The sequence below is a fragment of the Pantoea sp. XY16 genome (assembly GCF_025153065.1).
GTDB lineage: Bacteria > Pseudomonadota > Gammaproteobacteria > Enterobacterales > Enterobacteriaceae > Pantoea > Pantoea alfalfae.
In genome coordinates this window covers 148,636-168,296 of sequence record NZ_JANZNP010000003.1, presented here as the reverse complement: position 1 = coordinate 168,296, position 19,661 = coordinate 148,636, and the positions used below count along the sequence as shown (strand labels likewise).

Sequence of the window (19,661 nt, the reverse complement as noted above, 5' to 3'; positions counted from 1 at the left end):
GTTCATTAATAGCCGCGCTGACGATCAACCCTGCCCTGCGGCGGCTCGCCTGCCTGATCCTGGGTAATGGCGCGGGCGATGTAGTCGATAGCTTCGTCGATCAAGGTTACCGCCGCATTATGGGGCGTAATCGTCACACGCGGATGTGACCATAACGGATGCGCTTCGGGCAGCGGTTCAACCTGAAACACATCCAGCGCCGCCGCTTTCAGCTGCCCGCTATTGAGCGCGGCCAGCAGATCGTCTTCCACCACCTGCGCGCCACGTGCGATGTTGAGGAAGAACGCGCCGTGCGGTAGCTGCTGTAAAAAGGCGTGGTCAATAAGATTAATGGTCTCGTGCGTGCTCGGCAGCAGGTTGATCACCACCCGCGTCTCCTGCAGAAAGGCTGACAAGGCATCGCGTCCGGCAAAGCTGGTCACGCCGTCGATGGTTTTCGGTGAGCGGCTCCAGACGCGCAGCGGGAATCCCCAGGGTTTCAGGCTCTCCGCCACGCGCTGCCCCAGCACGCCCGCCCCCAGAATCCCGACGGTGAAACTTTCACGCGGGTAAGCAGGCAGCGGCTGCCAGCACTGTTGCTGCTGCTGAAGACGGTAGTCGTCAAAACGACGGAACCAGTTCAGTACGCTATGGACGGCATATTCCTGCATCTGGCGCGCCATCCCGGTATCTTCCAGCCGGTAGAGCGGCACGCTGTCGGGCAGCATCTCAGGGTGCTGCTGCAGCTGTTTCAGAATCTCATCAACGCCTGCACCCAGCGCAAAGACGCCGCGCAGTGTGGCGCGTCCCTGCAGCATCGCTGCGGGCGGTGAGCGGACCAGCGCATAATCAGCCGGGCCGTCGTCGCCCGGCTGCCAGGCACGCACCCGCGCCTGGGGCAGACGCTGTTGTAAACCGTTAATCCAGGCCGCTGCAGACTGCGACGGGTGATACCAGATGATCTCCATCCTGCTCTCCTTTTTTCTTTCAGCGTCAGGGAAAAGCGAGGTGAGAGCAAGAAAAAACCCGCGTGAAAAAGCGGTTTTTCCCATAAAAATAATTCCCGTGGCTTCACATTTCCGGCTCGCTTCAGGGTGAAGTGGGCAGATAAGGTCTAAAGTTGGTCCTGTGGTCAATGCGTTACGCGCGGCCGCATTTCGGACAAGGAGAAAAACCGATGACAAAAATTGAGGTAAACGCCGACTCACGGCGTCAGCGTTATGCGCCTTTTCTGCTCACGTTGCTGCTGAGCGTACCTGCTTTCACCGCCCATGCCGACGACAACAGCCGCATGCTGAATAATCAGCCGCAGCCGCCGGACGTGCGTTTAGGGCCGCTGTTTAATGCCGTGCAGCAGGCGAAGTTCTACCCCGATCAGAAGACCTTTGCCGATGCGGTGCCGAAATTTGATCCCGCGTCGATTCTTGCCGACTGGCAGATGCAGAAGAAACAGCGCAATTTCGATCTCAAACGTTTTGTTGACGCTAACTTTACGCTGCCCGCTGCGGGCGACAAATATGTGCCGCCCGCCGGCCAAAATCTGCGTGAGCACATTGATGGCCTGTGGCCAGTGTTGACCCGCACCACCAGCAGCGCTGGTCAGTATGACTCGCTGCTGCCGCTGCCTAAGCCCTATGTGGTGCCAGGCGGGCGTTTCCGCGAAGTCTATTACTGGGACAGTTACTTCACCATGCTGGGGCTGGCCGAGAGCGGACACTGGGATAAAGTGCAGGATATGACGGATAACTTCGCCTCACTCCTCGACCGTTATGGCCACATCCCCAACGGCAACCGCAGCTACTACCTGAGCCGTTCACAGCCACCGTTCTTCAGCCTGATGGTCGATCTGCTGGCGACGCACGATAACGGCAAAGCCTATACCCGTTATCTGCCACAGCTGCAGAAAGAGTACGACTACTGGATGGCAGACAGCGATAACGTCGCGGCGGGTGCAGCCAGCAAGCGGGTGATTAAGCTGTCGGACGGCAGCCTGCTCAACCGCTACTGGGATGCGCGCGACGTGCCACGCACCGAATCCTGGATGGATGACATTGCCACCGCGCAGAAAGCGCCGCAGAGGAATAAAGCCGAACTCTACCGTGAGCTGCGTTCCGGTGCGGCGTCGGGCTGGGATTTCAGTTCGCGCTGGTTTACCGATGCGCATAACCTGTCGACAATCCGTACCACGCAACTGGCTCCGGTTGACCTCAACAGCCTGCTGTTCCATCTGGAGCAGACCCTGTCGAAAGGCTATCAGATGAACAAGCAGAGCGATCTGGCGAAGCAGTACGCCGATCGCGCAGAGAAGCGCCAGGCAGCGATCAACCGCTATCTGTGGGACAGCAAACAGAACTGGTATGCCGACTATGACTGGCAGAAAAAACAGGTCCATCCGCAGCTGACGGCTGCCGCGCTGTTCCCGCTCTATCTGCAGGTCGCCAGTGATAAGCAGGCTGAAAGCACTGCCAGCGCGGTTGAAAAGCAGCTGCTGAAGCCCGGCGGTCTGGTGACTACCACCGTGAACAACGGCCAGCAGTGGGATGCCCCGAATGGCTGGGCCCCGCTGCAGTGGGTTGCCGTGGAAGGCCTGGAGCATTACAACCAGCCAAAACTGGCGAAAGAGGTAGGCTTACGCTTCCTGCAAAACGTCCAGATGACCTATGACCGGGAGCATAAGCTGGTGGAGAAATATGTCGTTGATGGCAAAAATCTCGGCGGCGGCGGTGGCGGTGAGTATCCGCTGCAGGACGGCTTCGGATGGACCAACGGCGTCACGCTGAAACTGCTCGATAAGTACTGCCCGAAAGATAAAACCTGTAACAGCGCCCACGATATTCCTCAGGCGTCTGCCTCGCAAAACTGATCCACTCTGGATACCTCTGGCCTCGCCGGAGGTATCCGCACGCCTTTTCAGCGAATTTTACTTGACCTTCTTACATCAACAGGCAAAATTGCAGCCAATTTAAAAAAGGTAATAATTCTCATTATGATAATGAGATTGCCTATTAACAACTTTACTCACCTGCCTTAATCTTTGCTATGAAAGGAACTCCGATGAAACTGTCACTGTCGCTGAGAGGGTATATTCGCCTCTGCACCCTGGCGCTGACCGCGCCTGCTCTGAGTTTCGCTGCCGATATGGTGGTGACTGCACAACCGCAGGAAGATTCGACCTCGCCGACCCAGGGCTATCTGGCCACCACCAGCCAGGGCGCAACCAAAAGCGACCGTCCGCTGATCACCACGCCGCAGTCGATATCCGTGGTCACCCGCCAGCAGATGCAGGATCAGGGCGCGCTGACCCTGAACCAGGCACTGGGCTATAGCTCCGGCGTCTTCACCAACTTTGGGGGTGCCGCGACCCGTTACGACACCATTGCGCTGCGCGGCTTCCACGGCGGCGATGTCGATAACACCTTCCTCGACGGCATGCGGCTGATGAGCGACGGCGGCAGTTTCAACGTATTGCAGGTGGATAACGCCTTCCTTGAGCGCATCGACGTGATCAAAGGCCCCTCTTCTGCCCTTTATGGTCAGACGGTGCCGGGCGGGCTGGTTAATATGGTGACCAAACGTCCGCAGTTCAGCGAAGAGGGGCATATCCAGCTGCAGGCGGGCAGTAATGCCACCACCGGCACGATGTTTGACTACACCAATGCGATCAACGACCAGTGGGCGTTTCGCCTGACCGGCGTGACCCGCAACAGCGATACGCAGTACGATCACACCCGCGAAGAGAAATATGCGCTGATGCCGCAGCTGATGTGGCAGCCGGATGAAGATACCCATCTGATCCTGAAAGCCTATCTTCAGAAAGATCCGTCAGGGGGTTACCACGGTTCCGTACCAGGCGACGGCAGCCTCACCGAACACAACGGCTACAAGCTGAGCAATGGCTTTTATGAGGGTAACAGCGACCTCGATCAGTTCAAGCGCCGCGAGCAGATCTACAGCTTCGACTTCGCCCATCGCTTTAACGACGTCTGGTCATTCTCCTCAACTGGCAGCTACAGCCACTCCAATGTCGATCTCGATCAGGTCTATCAGATTGGCTGGGACAGCGTGAATCCCGATCTGCTGAACCGCTACTACTCTGGCGAGCGCTCGTCGCTCTCCGCCTGGTCCACCGATAACCGTTTACAGGCAGAGTTTGACACGGGCGAACTGGAGCACCGCGTCACGGTAGGAGCCGAGTATCATCGTTACAAAAATGAGATCAGCGAGGCTTCCGGTGCGGCCAACCAGCTTAATGCGCTGACCGGCGAGCAGGTGGGTGAAATGCCTGCTCAGAGCTGGGCTGAAAACACCCGCCGTTATTACCAGACCGGCCTCTATCTGCAGGATGAGATGAAGCTGGACCGCTGGCATCTGGATCTTTCCGGCCGTTACGATCGCATCGTCGCCGAAAACAGCGGCAGCGATCGCCGTCAGGATGATCATATCAGCGGACGCGCGGCACTACTCTATGCCTTCGACAACGGTATCTCGCCTTACGTGAGCTGGAGCCAGGCGATTACCCCGACCGCGCTCACCGATCCCAACAATAATCTGCTCAAGCCGACCACCGCTGAGCAGTATGAAGCCGGGGTGAAATATCAGCCAAATGGCACCCGCGATCTCTATAGCGTGGCGGTCTATGACCTGACGCAGAAAGATGTGGCGAACCGCAACGTTCAGGACGGAACCTTTACCCCCTCAGGCAAAGTTCACTCACAGGGTATCGAGCTGGAAGCGCGTAACCAGCTCACCCCACGTCTGAGCACCGTGGCGAGCTATACGCTGAATCATCTGCGCTTCAAAGATTCGGTGGATGGCAACAGTGGGCATACCCCGTATGTCACCCCCAACAGCATGGCGGCGCTCTGGGGTCACTATCAGTTTGATTACGGTCTGAGTGCGGGTGCAGGCGTGCGTTACATCGGCAAACAGTGGGCAGACAATGCAAACACCACACGTGTGCCGTCAGTGACGCTGTTTGATGCGTCGGTGCGGGCCGATCTTGGCGTCTGGAACAGCAGCCTGAAAGGGGCATGGGTTCAGGTCAATGCTAACAACCTGACCGATCGTACCTATGTAGCCGGTTGTTACGGTACGGGCTACTGCTACTGGGGCGCAGAACGCAGCGTGATGGCGACCATCGGTTACGACTTCTGATTAAAAGTAAGAGATAAAAAAAGGGGACGAATCGCTTCGTCCCCTTTTTCGTTTAAACCGTTACGGTCAACTGCGTACTTTGCGGTAGATAAACAGCACCACGATGGCACCGATAACAGCGACCACAAAGCTTCCGAAGTTAAACCCATCGACGCGGCCGAAGCCAAACAGCGTACTGATCCAGCCACCCACTACAGCACCGATAATACCCAGAACAATAGTCAGAATGAAACCGCCACCGTCTTTACCCGGCATAATCCACTTAGCCAGAATACCCGCGATTAAGCCAAAGACGATCCAGGAAATAATACCCATCTGTTGCTCCTTCCTTTTTATGATTAAAGCGTGAACGCCTGATTTATCAAGCGGTTTACCGCGATAAGTATAGCCAGCTTTTTGAAAAACGCCTCACGGGTCACACTATTTTTTAAGAATTCAGCGACTAAAGCTTTTTTTTGCCGCGCCGATAACCGGGATGAGGCAAAAAAACAGCATAAATACAGTAACCCCTTGCGGAGCAGGACGTGAAAGAAGCCGACCAGGAACAATATTTAAAACGTGGCACGCTGGCGGTTCTGGGCGTAATGAAAGATCTGCTGCGCCTGCAGACGCCACTACTGGTGCGCTTCGCGCGCGGGCAGTTTATCAGCCGGATGCTGGCTGCCGATGAAGATCGCCTGCTGTTTGACCTGGGCAGTAATAATCTGGATAACGAGTACGCCCTGACCAGCGACGATCTCAGCATTACTGCTGAAACCTATGGCGCGAAGGTAGAGTTCAGCCTCGCCTCACTGGAGAGGGTGGAGTTTGAAGGATTGCCTGCCTTCAGCGCACCGTTACCGGAGCTGCTGTGGCAGATTCAGCGTCGTGAGTTTTTCCGCGTCTGCGCCCCGCTGGAACCGCAGTTCTGGTGTCATACCGTGTGGCCGGATGGCAGTAAAACACGCCTGCGGTTACAGGATCTGTCACTGGGCGGAATCGGCGTGCTGGTGGATGAACCGCTGCCGGAGGGGTTGCAGAACGGTGACAGCTTCAATCCGTTCCGGGTCGAGCTGGGGGAGTATGGCCATTTTGACGTGCCGGTAAAGCTGCTGAGCATTGGCGAGCGCAGCGTGGTGACCCGCAAGAACGAAACCCGCATCACACCGCGACTGAGCTTTCGTTTTGCCACGCTGAACCCGACGCAGGAGCGGCAGCTTCAGCAGATTATTTTTGCCCTTGAGCGCCTGGCTCGCGATAAATCAAACCGCTTCCAGTAACCGCTTTATGGATGCGCCACGCAGGTGGGCCGCATCCAGGCTATGCTTCTTGCTTGTTTTCTTTTAAACCGGAACCCAGCAAGGAGACCCTCCCCAATGGAAAACTGGCTCGCTTCACGTCGTTTTCAATCCCTCTTTTTTAATCAGGAACTCTGGCTCAACAGCGCCATCGTAGTAGTTTCCACGCTGGTGATTTACTGGGTATTACGTACCCTGATTCGCTTTATCTCCAACCGGATTGCACTTTACAGCGAACATCGTCATGTCCGCGCGACCGCGATTCTGGTGGAGATACTGCGCAGCACCAGCCAGACCCTGCTGCTGATCTTTTCACTGCTGATTGCCCTGAAGTTTGTGGATCTGCCCGCGTCCTGGAGCGTCACCATCGCACACGGCTGGTTCCTGGCGCTGATCGTTCAGCTCGCGCTGTGGATCGACTGCGGCATCCGGCTCTGGCTGAAAAGCCTGCTGCGTGACCCGCTGCACGTACGCAACCCGGTCACTACGGTGATCCTCGGGATTTTGCTGCGGGTGGTGGTCTGGATCATGATGTTCCTGGCCATTCTGTCGAACATGGGCATCAATATTACCGCACTGGTCGCCAGCCTTGGAGTGGGTGGTATCGCGATTGCGCTGGCGATTCAGACGGTACTGAGCGATGTGTTTGCGTCGCTGGCGATTGGCTTCGATAAGCCGTTCGAGCACGGCGATTTTATTGTCTTTGGTGATATTGCCGGTTCCATTGAGCACATTGGCCTGAAAACGACCCGGCTGCGCAGCCTGAGTGGTGAGCAGATCGTCTGCTCAAATACCATTCTGTTGCAGCAGACGATCCACAACTATAAGCGTATGCAGCAGCGCCGCATCGTGTTTAAGTTTGGTATCAGCTACGCCACGCCGTCAGAGCAGGTCCGGGAGATCAGCCCGCTGGTGAAAGAGATTATCCAGGGCGTTGAGACCACCCGTTTTGACCGCGCCCACTTCCTGGCCTTTGAAGATTCAAAACTGACCTTTGAAGTGGTCTATTTTGTGCTGGATGCGGATTACAATAAGTACATGGATATTCAGCAGGAGATTAACCTGCAGCTGATGGCGGCACTGGAAGAGCGTAACATCCGTTTCGCCTTCCCGATTCGTCAGGTTGAGTTCAGCGGGGGTAATCTGCCGCCGGTGGATCTGGTTGCGATACAGAATGACGATGACGAGGTGCGCAGAATGGCGCGCTAAATCATTGCCCGCCTTTCTTTTCAGGCGTGGCGCGCATACAAGCCGGTGCGGGCGGAATCGTGACCGCATCGGCTGCTTCACCCCTTGCATTCAGCCGTTCCGCCTTACCGCTTACTGATGCCGGTAGCAGCTCACGCCGAGATACTCACTGAACGCTTCCTGCAGCACGCCAGCCGTGGCCGAGTGGTTCATCGCCACGTGATGCTCAAAGCCATTGCGGCAGATCCACGCCAGCAGCGTCTCCAGCTGCGGCACCTGAATGACCGCGCGACAGCCGACCGTGTCCAGCGGATCGGTGACAGATATTCCTTCACCCACATAGGCTTTGATTTCGCCGCTGAAGTCATCGGTCGAGAGGCGAAAATAGGTGAGATCGCCCTGCTTCATCCGGCCATGCACCGCGCCGCAGGTGTTCTCTTTGCCCACGGTGGTGCCAATAATATCCGCCGTGCCCATGGTCGGTGACTCCAGGCTGGCGCTGGCAAAATTCCCGCAATGAAACAGCACACACTTGTCCCGCTCGTCGCCAAAGTTGTTGTTCCAGTCCGCCAGTGAAGCAGGACTCAACGAACAACTGGCGAGCGCATACATCGACAGCGCACCCATCACGTCCACTTCACAGGCGCTGGGCATCAGCTGACCCGACATCACGCTCATAATTGAGCAGACGTTGATGCCCAGGTTTTCCTGCAGCGACGTCCAGCACTGAATGGCAGTCGTATCGATATCGTTGTCGCTGATCCACTCGCTGATCACCACAAACAGTTTGGCCATGGTCACCAGTTTGTCACCCGGAATCCCGCGCGCATCGGCGTTGGCTTCCAGGATTTCGCGCTTCTCTGCCACGCGGATATCGTCATCACGCAGCCGGTTAGTGCGGGTAAAAATTTCTGATAGATCCAGGGTTTCTACCGCGATGCCCATCTTCTCCAGCAGCTTTTCGCTGTAGCGCACGGTGTTGAATCCGGCGGGCCGCGCACCAATCGCGCCGACACGAACCCGCCGCATCGCATTCACCACCCGACAGAGCTGGCTGAAACGCTGTAAATCCTGCTGAAAAACTTCGCCGCTCAGGGCGCAGACATGCTGACGGGTCAGGGTAAACGGGATGCCGTACTGCCGCAGGTTGTTGCAGAGCGAGATTTTACCGCAGAAGCTGTCGCGTCGGGTCGCCAGCCCCATTTTATCCAGGTTGTCCTCTTCTGCCTGCACCAGCACTGGCACATTCAGCCCGGCCAGACGCAGCGCTTCGGCAATGGCCTTTTCGTCACCAAAGTTAGGCAGCAGCACCACAATGCCGTGAATCGCTTCGCGATGCTGGCGAAACAGCGCAGCGCAGGTTTTGGCCTCCTGCCGCGTCTCGACGCCGCCCAGATTGGTCTGGGTTTCATCCAGCATCACCGTATTAATGTTCATCTTTTCAAACAGCGCAACCGCCTGCTGGCGCGACTCGCCCACCAGATAGCTGGGAAAAAATCCCCGGTTGCCAATAATGACGCCGAAGGTTAACTGCTGAGGAAGTGTTGACATGGCTCTGCTCCGGTTAAGGATTAATGTGGCTGATAACGACAGCGTGCAACGGCGTCGATCCAGCCTTTATAGTTTTCCTGCATACGCTGCGCGAGCTCTTCACGCGGCATGATGACACTGCCACCCTGCAGTGCCTGCATATCACTGCCCTGCTGCCACCATCCCAGTACTTTGCCCGCCAGCAGCGCCGCGCCCAGCGCGGAAACCTCGGCGGTCGGCACACGCTGCAGCGGCCGCTGTAACACATCCGCCTGTAACTGCATCAGCCAGCTGTTTTCAGTGGCGCTGCCATCCACACAGAGAGCCGGGAGCTGCTGGCCGCTGGCCTGCTCCATCGCAAAAAAGACGTCGGCGATTTGCCAGACGATTGACTCCAGCGCGACCCGTGCCAGTACATCGGGCGTGGCGGCGTCCGTCAGTCCACATACCATGCCGCGCGCCTGCAGATCCCACCAGGGCGCGCCCAGACCGGAGAGCGCCGGGACAAAATAGATGCTCTGATTGTCGTCGCAGCGCTGCGCCATGGCGGTCAGCGCACGCGGATCCTGCACGCCGAGCAGTTTGCCCAGCCAGGCGGCACCGGAACCGGTATGGGTGATATTGCCTTCAAAGGCATAACGCAGCGTGCCGTCGTGCCAGGCCACGGTGGTGCTGAGGCCATTTTCCGTCAGCAGCGGCGTCGCCATCGACATCATCAGTGAAGAGCCGGTGCCGTAGGTGGCTTTCACCACTTCTGACTCGCCGCGCCGCTGCGCCTGCAGTGCAGCATGGGAGTCACCGATGCGCGCCAGAATTGGCGTGCCGGGCGCTAAGCCGGGAATGTTACGCACCGCGACAACGCCCTGTTCGCTGGCGGAGGAGGTAATACGTGGCAGTGCGGCGCGCGGTAGCTGAAACAGCGTCAGCAGCTCGTCGTCCCAGTCATTGAGATGCAGGCTGTAAAGTTGAGTGCGGGCTGCGTTGGCGTGATCGGTAACGAATATCTCGCCTGCGCTGAGCTGCCAGCTGAGCCAGCTGTCGACAGTGCCGATGCAAAGCTCACCGGCTGCGGCCCGCGCTGCGCCATCGGGAATGGCGGCCAGCATCCCGGTCAGCTTGGCGGCAGGAAACATCGGATCAACGGCGAGCCCGGTTAAGCCGGTGATACGTGGCGCTTTGCCCGCCTGATGCAGATCGCGACAGAATGATTCAGAGCGGCGATCCTGCCAGCTCACCAGTGGCGTCAGGGGCTGACCATCACACCGCTGCCAGATCAGCACCGACTCGCGCTGATTGCTGATCGCCACGGCCGCAACAGGCGCGCCATCACAGGCTGACAGACACTGGATGATTGCCTGCTTTACCGCCTGCCAGATTGCCATAGGGTCCTGCTCCGCCAGTCCGGGCTGCGGATGTTGCAGGGTTAAACTCTGGCTGCCGCGCGCCACTACGCGGCCACTGCGATCAACCGTAATCGCCTTGGCGTTGGTGGTGCCTTCGTCAATCGCCAGAATCAGGGGTCCCACCATTTTTATGCTCCTGCGCAGATGCGTGCTGCACTGTTAACTATGCTGCTGGCATCAATGCCATGACGGGCGCGGGTCGAGGCGCGATCGCCGGCAATCGCATATTCGCCATCCGGAATGCCGAGCCGTAACAGCGGGATGCCGCAGCCGCCCTCCGCCAGCACCTCGGCCACCAGGCTGCCGACACCACCATTGACGTTGTGCTCTTCTACGGTAATCACCGCTGGGTAGTGATTTAACAGGTTGCGCAGCTGTTGGGTATCACAGGGACGAATCGATGGAACCGCGATCACACCGGCTGAAATGCCCTGTTCAGCCAGTTGCTCAGCGGCGTGAACCACCTCGTGAACCGTTGAGCCCATTGCCACCAGCGCGATGTCGCTGCCTTCCCGTAACAGGTCGATCGCGCCCGGCCTGAACCGGTAGTTTTCGTCATGCAGCTGCGGCAGATCTTTGCCATCCAGACGGATATAAACCGGGCCGACATGCTCAAGGGCGTAGTCGATGATCTGGCGGCACTCCAGCGGGCAGGAAGGTGCATAGATCTCGATGTTGCCGAAACCGCGCATCACCGCGATATCATCAATGCTGTGGTGGGTGCTGGCTAACGGGCCATAGCTGGCCCCGGCATTCAGCCCGAACAGTTTGACGTTGGTGTTGTTGTAACAGACGTCAACTTTCACCTGCTCATTGGCGCGTGATACCAGAAACGGCGCGGCGTTACAGGTCACCGCAACTTTGCCACCCAGCGCCAGCCCCGCCGCTGTGCCCACCAGCGTCTGCTCGGCGATGCCGACGTTGATCAGCCTGTCGGGAAACGCCTTAATAAAGGGGGAGATTTTGGCGGTTGAGGTGGAGTCAGCTACCACCGGCACCAGATCCACGCCGCGATTCACCGCGTCGATGAAAGCCGTCACCATGACGCTTGCTAAATGTTGTGCATTACTCATCTTTCAGTTCCTCCAGTGCCAGCGCAATCTCTTCGCCTTTCGGCACCCGGTGATGCCATTCGGCTTTGCTCTGAATAAAGGAGATACCAAAGCCCTTTTCGGTATGCGCGACAATGACCTGCGGCTTGCCGTTCTTCGGCAGGTTTTCAATGGTGTCGACGACCGCCGCCATCTCATTGCCGTTGCATTCGGTAACCTCCAGCCCGAAGGCACGCCATTTTTCCGGCAGCGGATCGGTGTTCATGATGTCGCGGGTCGCGCCCGCCAGTTGCAGCTTGTTCTTGTCATTAATGATGATCAGGTTGTCGAGGCCGTAATGTGCCGCGACCAGTGCCGCCTCCCAGTTGCTGCCTTCGGCCAGTTCCCCGTCGCCGGTCACCACAAAGATGCGGCGCGAGCTGTTATCTTTTTTCGCTGCGATAGCGATGCCCACCGCCACCGGCAGGCCGTGACCCAGCGCGCCGGTGTTTAGCTCAACGCCAGGCGTTTTCTGCCGCACCGGATGGCCGGGCAGATGTGAGTCGGCATGCTGATAGGTTGCCAGCCAGTCGGTTGGAAAGTAGCCCGCCTCCGCCAGCACGCAGTAATAGCCGCCCACCGCGTGTCCTTTAGACTGGATGTAGATGTCACGCTGATCGTCGTCCGTGCGATCCGGGGCGCAGTTCAGGATGCGGAAGTAGAGCGCGGTGAGGATCTCCACCTGTGACAGATCGGCACCGGTATGACCGCCTGCCGGGCTACCCGCATTTAGCTGGATGATGCGACGACGGATAGCACGCGCCCGACGCTCAAGGTCTTCGACCGGAAGATTGAAAGGATTCATACACTACCTCTGAATTTTAAATCGTTTATGAATATATATTCACGTCGGTTAAAAAAATTTCTGCCAAAAATACGTGCCTTACACTGGCACGCCCTTCTGTCTGCCACTCTGCGCGTCTGACCGGGCAGGCCATCCCCGTGAGCAGAAACATGCAGCAGTCCGGCCTGCCCGACTCAGCGCGATCAGGGTTTTGCCGGTGTGCCCTCCTCGATTAATGCTTTCTGTGCCACCACCGCCGCCTTCTGCTGCATCCGGCTCTGAGTCTGATCGATAATGACCGCAATGATGATGACAATACCCTTAATGACCATCTGCCAGAATTCGCTGACGCCCATCATGATCAGGCCATCCGCCAGAAAGCCGATGACAAACGCCCCAATCAGCGTGCCGACAATGGTGCCGCGTCCGCCCGCCAGCGACGTGCCGCCCAGCACCACGGCGGCAATCGCGTTCATCTCAAACGCGGTGCCGTTCGCCGGATGGCTGGCGACCAGTTGCGATGAGACCACGATGCCGGCAATGGCTGCGCAGAAGCCCGACAGGGTGTAGACCAGAATTTTCACCTGCCGGGTTTTCACACCCGACAGTTCAGCAGCACGCTCGTTGTCGCCGATGGCATAGACCTGACGGCCAAACGGCAGACGACGGGCGATATAGCCGATGACCAGCGCCAGCAGCACCATCATCCAGATGGCATACGGCAGCCCGAGTAACGTCCCCGCACCAATCCGATCGAAGCCGGTATTGCCCAGTAGCGGATTACCCTGTAAACCGGGAAAGGTCTCGCCGCCGGAGGTGAGCATGGCCGCGCCGCGCAGGATATACATGGTGCCGAGAGTGCAGATAAAGGGGGCCACGTTGTAGCGGGTAATGATCCAGCCATTGCCCGCGCCAATCAGCGCGCCGATAAACAGCACCACCGGCACAATCACCCAGACACTGGGAAAGATAGCGATGCCAAACATCGGCAGCACAATCCCTTTAGTGATCAGCCAGCCGGCGATCATGCCGCACAGCCCTAAGGTGGCCCCAATCGACAGGTCGATCCCCGCAGTGATAATGACAAAGGTGATGCCCAGCGCCAGAAAGGCGTTGATGGCGATATGCTTCACCATGATCACCAGGCTGCCGGTGGCGAGAAAGTCCGGCACGGTGATGGCGAAGAAGCTGACAATCAGAATCAGCGCAATAAAGGTGCGCAGTTTCAGAAGCAGCAGCAGAATGCTTTCGCGTGAACTGAATGCCTTAGCCGGAAGCGTGTTCAGCGCGACGCTGTTATTGCTTTTCATGCTCAGAACCCCTGCGCACTTGCTTTCACCAGCGCTGCCTCTTCCGCCTGGTCGCGGGGAAGATCAGCCGTAAGTTTGCCGCCCGACATCACCAGGATGCGATCGGCTACCGCCATAATCTCTTTCAGATCTGAGGTGGAGAACAGCACGGCGATGCCCTGCTGCGACAGCGCCACCATGGTGCGAAACACCTCGGCTTTGGCCCCGACGTCAATGCCGCGGCTCGGCTCATCCAGCAGCAGCAGGCGCGGATTGGTCAGCAGCGCACGGCCAATCACCACTTTCTGCTGGTTGCCGCCGCTGAGTGCGCTGATGGCGACGTCCGGCGAAGAGATTTTGATCGCCAGGTTGCCCACCGTCTGGTTCACCGCCTGCAGCTCCGCCTGATGCGCTATGGCAAAACGGCGCGACAGCCGCCGCCACAGGCTGGCGATGGTGAGATTACTGGCGACCGACGAGACCGGGAAAATCCCGGCGCGTTTGCGATCTTCCGGCACCAGACTCATGCCCATGCGGATGCGATCGGCGGTCGGCAGACGGATTGGCAGCGGTTTACTGTCGAGCCACAGCTTGCCGAGATAGTGACGCTGGCTGCCGAGCAGACACTCAAACAGTTCGGTGCGACCCGCGCCCATCAGTCCGTAGATCCCGACAATTTCGCCGGCACGCACCTGAAAACTGACATCATCGACCAGCGTATTGCCGTTGGGGCTGACGCAGGTAATATGCTGTGCTTCCAGCACCGGCGCGCCAAACTCACGCTCATCCGGCAAAAAGGTCGTGACCGGCTCACTGCCCAGCATCTCGCGCACGATCCATGGCACATCAATGGTGCTGACCGGTGCTTCCGCCTGGAAACGTCCGTCGCGCAGAATGGTAATCACGTCACCAATTGCCATCAACTCCTCCAGCCGGTGGGAGATATAGATAAGGGTCACGCCCTGCTGCGTCAGGTCGCGGATCACCCGGAACAGGATCTCCACTTCGGTTTTGCTCAGCGCAGAGGTCGGCTCGTCGAGGATCAGAATGTCTGCATCTTCTGCCAGCGCTTTGGCGATCTCCACCAGCTGCTGCTGACCCACTTTGAGATTGCCGACCCGCTCAGTGGGCGAAATCGGCTGGTCGAGTCGTGCCATCAGTGCGGCGGTGCGGCGTGCCTGCTCCGCCTCATTGATGGGTAACAGGCCGCGCTGGATCTCCCGGCCCAGAAAGAGGTTCTCCGCCACCGTGAGGTTTTCAAACAGATTCAGCTCCTGATGCACCATGCCGATACCGTGCCGGGCGGCGTCACGGGTGCTGCTCAGCGTCAGCGGCTCGCCATTCAGGAACAGCGAACCGGCGGTGGGCTGCTGTACCCCGGCCAGAATCTTCATCAGGGTCGATTTTCCCGCCCCGTTTTCACCGATGATGACGTTAACTTTGCCGCGCCAGACCCGGTAGTCGACGCGATCCAGCGCCAGCGTGCCGGGAAACAGCATCGATATCTGTTCGGCCCGCAGTATGATCTCATCGTTCATCAGGGCGTCCCCCGCTTCAGCTCAACCGCCACCACCTCTTCAACGCTGTTGTGACCGATGCTCACCGCCAGCAGCGCCTGCACCGGCTGGTTGACCCAGCTGGCATCCAGCGGCGGCAGCTGCTTCACCGCGTGACGGTTCAGCGCCCGCGTCAGCTGGGCGTACTGCACCTGATTCGTAAACTCCTCGAAACGGAACCCGGCGGCGTCGCGAATAGCGTTGCTGCGCAGCACCGGCCCGACGCTGACTGCCACCGGTTTACCGTTGATCGTCAGCGTTAGCGTGCGTTCACGCGGATTACTCTCATCCAGGGCGCTGGCCGTCCCGCTGGCCCGTACGAAGACGCTTTCACGCCCCCCGGGTTTAACCGTCTGACTTTTCGCCTCCATGTCGGCCCAGCTCAGTGCGTGGCTGTTCGCGGTGGTCATGACCCGCGGCTGCCAGGTCTCCTCCGCAATCTGCTGCGGCGTCTGGGTGGTATAGCTGGGTTTCGCGTGCGGATCTTTCGGCAGAATCGGGTTACCGTGCGCATCCAGATCCACCACGGTGCAGGCGCTGAGCAGCGCCATACCGGTCAAAACCGCCAGTATCCGTTTCATGGTTATTTCGCCAGGTTGAAGTTTTTCAGCTTAGCGGCGTTGCTGTCGTCAATCAGCACACAGTCCATCAGCTGCTTCTCCTGTTTCTGCGCTTTGCCGTTCTTCAGGTAGTAGTCCGCCTGCGTGACCGCCATCTGCGCCTGATCCCAGCCCGGTTGCAGTACCGTCGCTTTGATGTTGCCTTTGTTGAGGATCGAATCGCGGGTGTAGTCGCTGCCGTCAAAACCCACCACGATGACCGAGGTTTTCCCGGCGGCTTTCAGCGCGGCTTCCGCACCCAGCGCCATGGTGTCGTTACCGGAGATCACACCGACGATGTTGGGGTGCTTCTGCAGCAGGGTTTCCATGCGGCTGAAGGCTTCGGTCTGGCTCCAGTTAGCGCTTTGCTGCGCCACCATTTTCAGGTCGGTGTAGTCATCCAGTACGTCGTGATAGCCCTGCGACCGCACGCCCGCGTTGGTGTCAGACTCCTTGCCCAGCAGTTCAACGTACTCGCCTTTGCCGCCCAGCAACTTTGCAAATTTCTCTGCACCCAGCTGCGCACCCTGATAGTTATTGGAGACGATCTGCGCCACGGCGATACCGGTTTTGTTGATCTCACGGTCAATCAGAAAGGTCGGGATACCGGCATCTTTGGCTTTCTGCACCGGCCCGACGGTGGCGTCCGCGCCGGCGTTATCCAGAATGATCGCTTTGGCTTTGCGCGCAATCGCGGTCTCAATCAGCTGGTTTTGCTTGTTAACGTCATCGTCGTGCGACGCTACCAGCGTGGCATAACCCAGCTCTTTGGCTTTAGCTAACGCGCCTTCTGCCTCGGCTTTAAAAAACGGGTTGTCATGGGATGGGGTAATAATCGCCAGCAGGCCTTGCTCTGCCGCCAGCGCCGTTGCAGAAAAAGCGAACATCGAAGCCAGCAGGGTCAGTTTAATCAGAGGACGCGTCATTGTTTCTCTCCGCTTGAATATATATTCACACGCGATTTTATATGCATAATGACTATGCGCCTGCGCTGACGCGCCGTCCAATGCGCGATCGTTAAAAAGCGAAAACGATCACAAATTAGCCTGCGTTGTGATTTTGATCATCCTGGTTAACAATACCGGGCAGATTCAGAGAGGGAAAAACCGATGGCAAAACAGGATGAACAGCGACTGATGGTGAAGATTGCCACGCTTTACTATGTCGAAGGGCTGAAGCAGTCAGAGATCGCGCAGTCGCTGACCCTATCGCAATCATTTGTCTCACGCATTCTTAATCGCAGCGTGAAAGAGGGTGTGGTCAAGATTAGCGTGGTGCCACCGGCCAACGTCTATCCGGAACTGGAAAAGGCGATTGAGCAGACCTACAACCTGCCGCAGGCGATTGTGGTGGATGTGCCGGATCAGGCCTCGCCGCTGCAGATTAAACAGGCGATTGGTTCGGCGGCTGCTCACTATCTGGAGACCCGGCTGCGCAACGATGAGCTGATTGGTATTTCGTCGTGGAGCGGCACTATCCGGGCGATGGTGGATGCACTGCATCCGCTCAACAGCGCCTGTAAGGGCGTGATCCAGCTGCTGGGCGGCGTCGGAGCCAACGGCAACGTGCAGGCCACCATTCTGACCCAGAATCTGGCGGCGCTGCTGAACTGCCCTGCCTGGCTACTGCCGTCGCAGTCGATTGAGCATTCGGTCAGCGATCGCCAGCGGCTGTCGGCCAATGCCGAGGTTGCCGAAGTGCTGAGTAAATTTGAGCAGGTCGATCTGGCGATTGTCGGCATCGGCGATCTGGAGCCGTCAGCGCTGCTGCGCAATTCTGGCAACTACTACGATGGCAAAATGCTGCAGACGCTGGCGGCACGCGGTGCGGTCGGTGATATCTGCCTGCACTATTTTGACGCCTGTGGCCAGCCGGTATTGAAAGCTGAAGAAGATCCGGTGATCGGAATGGAACTGGCGCAGGTGAAACAGTGCGCGCAGGTCGTCGGACTGGCTGGCGGACGGGAGAAAGCGCAGGCGATTCGCGGTGCGCTATTGGGCGGTTATATCAAGGTGCTGATTATTGACTATCCCACGGCCCGGCTGCTGCTCACGCCGCAGTCGTAGTCAAAACCGGTCAGATGGTGCGGTAAGCGGTGGTGACTTTCCAGAGATAGCGCGGTGCCTGCGCCGCCGGATGCCTGTTCTGCACATGCTGATAGAACTCATCCGGTGACATAGCGTTGATCATCGCAATGGCCCGATCGCGGTCGCGGGAAAATGTTCGCAGCAGCGCACCGGCACCGTTGGCATAAGAGACGATGGTGGCGTAGCGCAGGGTCAGCGGATCGCGGATGCCCGACAGCGCAGAGTCCTGCAGGATGCGGATATAGGCGGTGCCGATATCAATATTTTTGGCCGGATCGCGCAACTCGGCATTCGACGGCTGACCCCGGCGGCCCAGCGTGCGATAGACTTCACGTCCCGCGGTCGACGCTTTAATCTGCATCAGCCCGACCGCATTGGAACGGCTCACTACGCCCGGATTTCCACCCGATTCGACACTGATAATGGCGCTGATCAACTTCTCATCAACGCCATAATGACTGGCGGCATCTTCGGTAAACATGGCCCAGGTTCCATTGACGCTGGAAGGCGGTGCCTGCGTTAACGGCGTGTTGCGCTGCTTAACGGCATGGTGCGGTGGCTCGCTGGCACAGCCAGTCAGGAGTAACGCCGAGAGTATAAGGTGTCGGATTTTCAGCAATTTTTCGTCTCATCGCGATTGTGGCGAATGCTATCATACCCAGGCAGCCTGAGAGCAAAATTACCGTTTATCCTAAATACACGATTATGCGGCGCGCACCGTGACTTCAGCGGGCTTTTTCGCCATCATCGCCGTCAGTCATGTGCGCTAACAGCAGGAAAGTATGATGATTTCACGTTCAGTTCGTCTTATCTCCCCCTCCGGTTACTGTCATAATCAGCCTGCGGCACTGCAGGGCATTGCACGACTGCGCGCGGCGGGCCATCAGGTGGAGAACGAGCAGGTGATCACCCGCCGTTTTCAGCGCTTCGCCGGAACGGACGCAGAGCGCCTTGAGGATATCAACCAGCTTGCCAGCCTCACTACGCTGCCCGACGTGGTGCTGGCGGTGCGCGGCGGTTATGGGGCCAGCCGGTTACTGGCGTCCATCGACTACGTCGCCCTGCAACGCCGTCTGCTGAATCAGCCGCTGGCGCTGTGCGGCCACAGCGACTTTACCGCGATTCAGCTGGCTCTGCTGGCGCAGGTCGGCCTGATTACCTTCAGTGCACCGATGCTGGCCGGTAACTTCGGTGCCGCGACCTTATCTGAATTTACCCTGCACCACTTCTGGCAGGCACTGACATCACCTACAGTAGAGGTGAAATGGCAGAGCGAAACGCCAGATCAGGGTGACTGGCAGGGTACGCTGTGGGGCGGAAATCTGGCGATGATCTGCTCTCTGATCGGCACGCCGTGGATGCCGCAGATTGAGAACGGCATTCTGGTGATAGAAGATGTCAATGAGCATCCGTTCCGCATTGAACGCATGCTGATTCAGCTGGAGCAGAGCGGCATTCTGGCGCGACAGCGGGCAATCGTCACAGGCAGCTTCACCAGCACAACCCTGTCGGACTATGACAATGGGTTTGATTTCAGTACCGTCTGGCAGCGCGTGCGTGATACTACCGATCTGCCGGTGATCTGTGGATTAGATTTTGGACATGCCGCTGACACCGTCACACTGCCGCTGGGCGCCAGCGCACGATTAGCGGTCAGCCAGGGCAACGCCCATTTGCAGGCGACCGGGCATCCCGTCCTGCGGGAATAGAGAGCGTTTCAGGAG

Annotated in this window: 17 protein-coding genes; 6 read left to right on the top strand and 11 right to left on the bottom strand. The window is 58.2% G+C overall.

The annotated features are described in order from the left end of the window. Positions 1 to 5: 5 nt before the first annotated feature. On the bottom strand, positions 6 to 947 hold the full coding sequence (ghrA, locus tag N1689_RS03710) for a glyoxylate/hydroxypyruvate reductase GhrA (protein WP_161736065.1): 942 nt from the start codon (positions 945 to 947) through the stop codon (positions 6 to 8). Between the two features lie 209 nt (positions 948 to 1,156). Between ghrA and treA the strand changes: the two genes are divergently transcribed. Continuing rightward, on the top strand, positions 1,157 to 2,842 hold the full coding sequence (gene treA / locus N1689_RS03705) for an alpha,alpha-trehalase TreA (protein WP_161736066.1): 1,686 nt from the start codon (positions 1,157 to 1,159) through the stop codon (positions 2,840 to 2,842). Positions 2,843 to 3,033: 191 nt separating this feature from the next. After that, a complete protein-coding gene (locus N1689_RS03700) occupies positions 3,034 to 5,133 on the top strand; it encodes a TonB-dependent siderophore receptor (protein WP_260057944.1) in 2,100 nt (699 codons plus the stop codon). Positions 5,134 to 5,199: 66 nt separating this feature from the next. On the opposite strand, the gene N1689_RS03695 is transcribed toward N1689_RS03700, so the two are convergent. Further along, positions 5,200 to 5,448: a GlsB/YeaQ/YmgE family stress response membrane protein gene (locus N1689_RS03695; RefSeq protein WP_031375306.1), complete on the bottom strand. Its 249-nt coding sequence runs from the start codon at positions 5,446 to 5,448 to the stop codon at positions 5,200 to 5,202. Positions 5,449 to 5,657: 209 nt separating this feature from the next. Between N1689_RS03695 and N1689_RS03690 the strand changes: the two genes are divergently transcribed. Both N1689_RS03690 and N1689_RS03685 read left to right on the top strand, forming a co-directional pair. Continuing rightward, entirely contained in the window at positions 5,658 to 6,392 is a 735-nt protein-coding gene (locus N1689_RS03690; RefSeq protein WP_161736068.1) for a flagellar brake protein, read from the top strand. Between the two features lie 96 nt (positions 6,393 to 6,488). Beyond that, positions 6,489 to 7,619 carry a mechanosensitive ion channel family protein gene (locus N1689_RS03685; protein WP_161736069.1) on the top strand — a complete coding sequence of 377 codons (1,131 nt, stop codon included), beginning with the start codon at positions 6,489 to 6,491 and terminating at the stop codon, positions 7,617 to 7,619. A 111-nt stretch (positions 7,620 to 7,730) separates the two neighbouring features. Here N1689_RS03685 and N1689_RS03680 read toward each other — a convergent pair whose 3' ends face one another. The 8 genes from N1689_RS03680 to N1689_RS03645 form a co-directional block, all read right to left on the bottom strand. Further along, positions 7,731 to 9,149: an L-fucose/L-arabinose isomerase family protein gene (locus N1689_RS03680; protein WP_260057941.1), complete on the bottom strand. Its 1,419-nt coding sequence runs from the start codon at positions 9,147 to 9,149 to the stop codon at positions 7,731 to 7,733. A 20-nt stretch (positions 9,150 to 9,169) separates the two neighbouring features. Next, complete coding sequence (locus N1689_RS03675; RefSeq protein WP_222924167.1) at positions 9,170 to 10,657, bottom strand: FGGY family carbohydrate kinase; 1,488 nt, start codon at positions 10,655 to 10,657, stop codon at positions 9,170 to 9,172. 2 nt (positions 10,658 to 10,659) lie between these two features. Then, complete coding sequence (locus N1689_RS03670; protein ID WP_161736072.1) at positions 10,660 to 11,604, bottom strand: transketolase family protein; 945 nt, start codon at positions 11,602 to 11,604, stop codon at positions 10,660 to 10,662. Beyond that, on the bottom strand, positions 11,597 to 12,427 hold the full coding sequence (locus N1689_RS03665) for a transketolase (RefSeq protein WP_033732315.1): 831 nt from the start codon (positions 12,425 to 12,427) through the stop codon (positions 11,597 to 11,599). Before N1689_RS03665 ends, N1689_RS03670 begins: the two co-directional genes overlap by 8 nt. A gap of 182 nt (positions 12,428 to 12,609) precedes the next feature. Then, the gene (locus N1689_RS03660; protein WP_260057940.1) at positions 12,610 to 13,716 is read right to left on the bottom strand and encodes an ABC transporter permease; all 1,107 of its coding nucleotides are present in this window, start codon (positions 13,714 to 13,716) and stop codon (positions 12,610 to 12,612) included. A 2-nt stretch (positions 13,717 to 13,718) separates the two neighbouring features. Then, on the bottom strand, positions 13,719 to 15,233 hold the full coding sequence (locus tag N1689_RS03655; protein ID WP_260057939.1) for a sugar ABC transporter ATP-binding protein: 1,515 nt from the start codon (positions 15,231 to 15,233) through the stop codon (positions 13,719 to 13,721). Next, positions 15,233 to 15,832: a DUF2291 family protein gene (locus N1689_RS03650; RefSeq protein ID WP_260057938.1), complete on the bottom strand. Its 600-nt coding sequence runs from the start codon at positions 15,830 to 15,832 to the stop codon at positions 15,233 to 15,235. The genes N1689_RS03655 and N1689_RS03650 overlap by 1 nt, the downstream gene beginning before the upstream one ends. Before the next feature lie 2 nt (positions 15,833 to 15,834). Continuing rightward, positions 15,835 to 16,776 carry a D-ribose ABC transporter substrate-binding protein gene (locus N1689_RS03645; protein WP_013357546.1) on the bottom strand — a complete coding sequence of 314 codons (942 nt, stop codon included), beginning with the start codon at positions 16,774 to 16,776 and terminating at the stop codon, positions 15,835 to 15,837. A 183-nt stretch (positions 16,777 to 16,959) separates the two neighbouring features. Here N1689_RS03645 and N1689_RS03640 point away from each other — a divergent pair, with 183 nt between their 5' ends. Further along, positions 16,960 to 17,916 (top strand): sugar-binding transcriptional regulator, encoded by a 957-nt coding sequence (locus N1689_RS03640; protein WP_260057937.1) that lies wholly within the window; start codon positions 16,960 to 16,962, stop codon positions 17,914 to 17,916. A 10-nt stretch (positions 17,917 to 17,926) separates the two neighbouring features. On the opposite strand, the gene emtA is transcribed toward N1689_RS03640, so the two are convergent. Further along, positions 17,927 to 18,556, bottom strand: coding sequence for a membrane-bound lytic murein transglycosylase EmtA (gene emtA / locus N1689_RS03635; RefSeq protein ID WP_081093833.1), 630 nt, complete (start codon positions 18,554 to 18,556; stop codon positions 17,927 to 17,929). Between the two features lie 166 nt (positions 18,557 to 18,722). Between emtA and ldcA the strand changes: the two genes are divergently transcribed. Beyond that, the gene (gene ldcA, locus N1689_RS03630) at positions 18,723 to 19,646 is read left to right on the top strand and encodes a muramoyltetrapeptide carboxypeptidase (RefSeq protein ID WP_202605041.1); all 924 of its coding nucleotides are present in this window, start codon (positions 18,723 to 18,725) and stop codon (positions 19,644 to 19,646) included. Positions 19,647 to 19,661 lie beyond the last annotated feature (15 nt).

Bases quoted from the DNA above. Each gene is read 5' to 3' on its own strand.
- N1689_RS03695 (WP_031375306.1), bottom strand. From the start codon at position 5,448: ATGGGTATTATTTCCTGGATCGTCTTTGGCTTAATCGCGGGTATTCTG.
- N1689_RS03660 (WP_260057940.1), bottom strand. From the start codon at position 13,716: ATGAAAAGCAATAACAGCGTCGCGCTGAACACGCTTCCGGCTAAGGCA.
- treA (WP_161736066.1), top strand. From the start codon at position 1,157: ATGACAAAAATTGAGGTAAACGCCGACTCACGGCGTCAGCGTTATGCG.
- N1689_RS03675 (WP_222924167.1), bottom strand. From the start codon at position 10,657: ATGGTGGGACCCCTGATTCTGGCGATTGACGAAGGCACCACCAACGCC.
- N1689_RS03645 (WP_013357546.1), bottom strand. From the start codon at position 16,776: ATGACGCGTCCTCTGATTAAACTGACCCTGCTGGCTTCGATGTTCGCT.
- ghrA (WP_161736065.1), bottom strand. From the start codon at position 947: ATGGAGATCATCTGGTATCACCCGTCGCAGTCTGCAGCGGCCTGGATT.
- N1689_RS03685 (WP_161736069.1), top strand. From the start codon at position 6,489: ATGGAAAACTGGCTCGCTTCACGTCGTTTTCAATCCCTCTTTTTTAAT.
- N1689_RS03665 (WP_033732315.1), bottom strand. From the start codon at position 12,427: ATGAATCCTTTCAATCTTCCGGTCGAAGACCTTGAGCGTCGGGCGCGT.
- N1689_RS03640 (WP_260057937.1), top strand. From the start codon at position 16,960: ATGGCAAAACAGGATGAACAGCGACTGATGGTGAAGATTGCCACGCTT.
- N1689_RS03700 (WP_260057944.1), top strand. From the start codon at position 3,034: ATGAAACTGTCACTGTCGCTGAGAGGGTATATTCGCCTCTGCACCCTG.
- N1689_RS03650 (WP_260057938.1), bottom strand. From the start codon at position 15,832: ATGAAACGGATACTGGCGGTTTTGACCGGTATGGCGCTGCTCAGCGCC.
- ldcA (WP_202605041.1), top strand. From the start codon at position 18,723: ATGATTTCACGTTCAGTTCGTCTTATCTCCCCCTCCGGTTACTGTCAT.
- N1689_RS03670 (WP_161736072.1), bottom strand. From the start codon at position 11,604: ATGAGTAATGCACAACATTTAGCAAGCGTCATGGTGACGGCTTTCATC.
- N1689_RS03680 (WP_260057941.1), bottom strand. From the start codon at position 9,149: ATGTCAACACTTCCTCAGCAGTTAACCTTCGGCGTCATTATTGGCAAC.
- N1689_RS03655 (WP_260057939.1), bottom strand. From the start codon at position 15,233: ATGAACGATGAGATCATACTGCGGGCCGAACAGATATCGATGCTGTTT.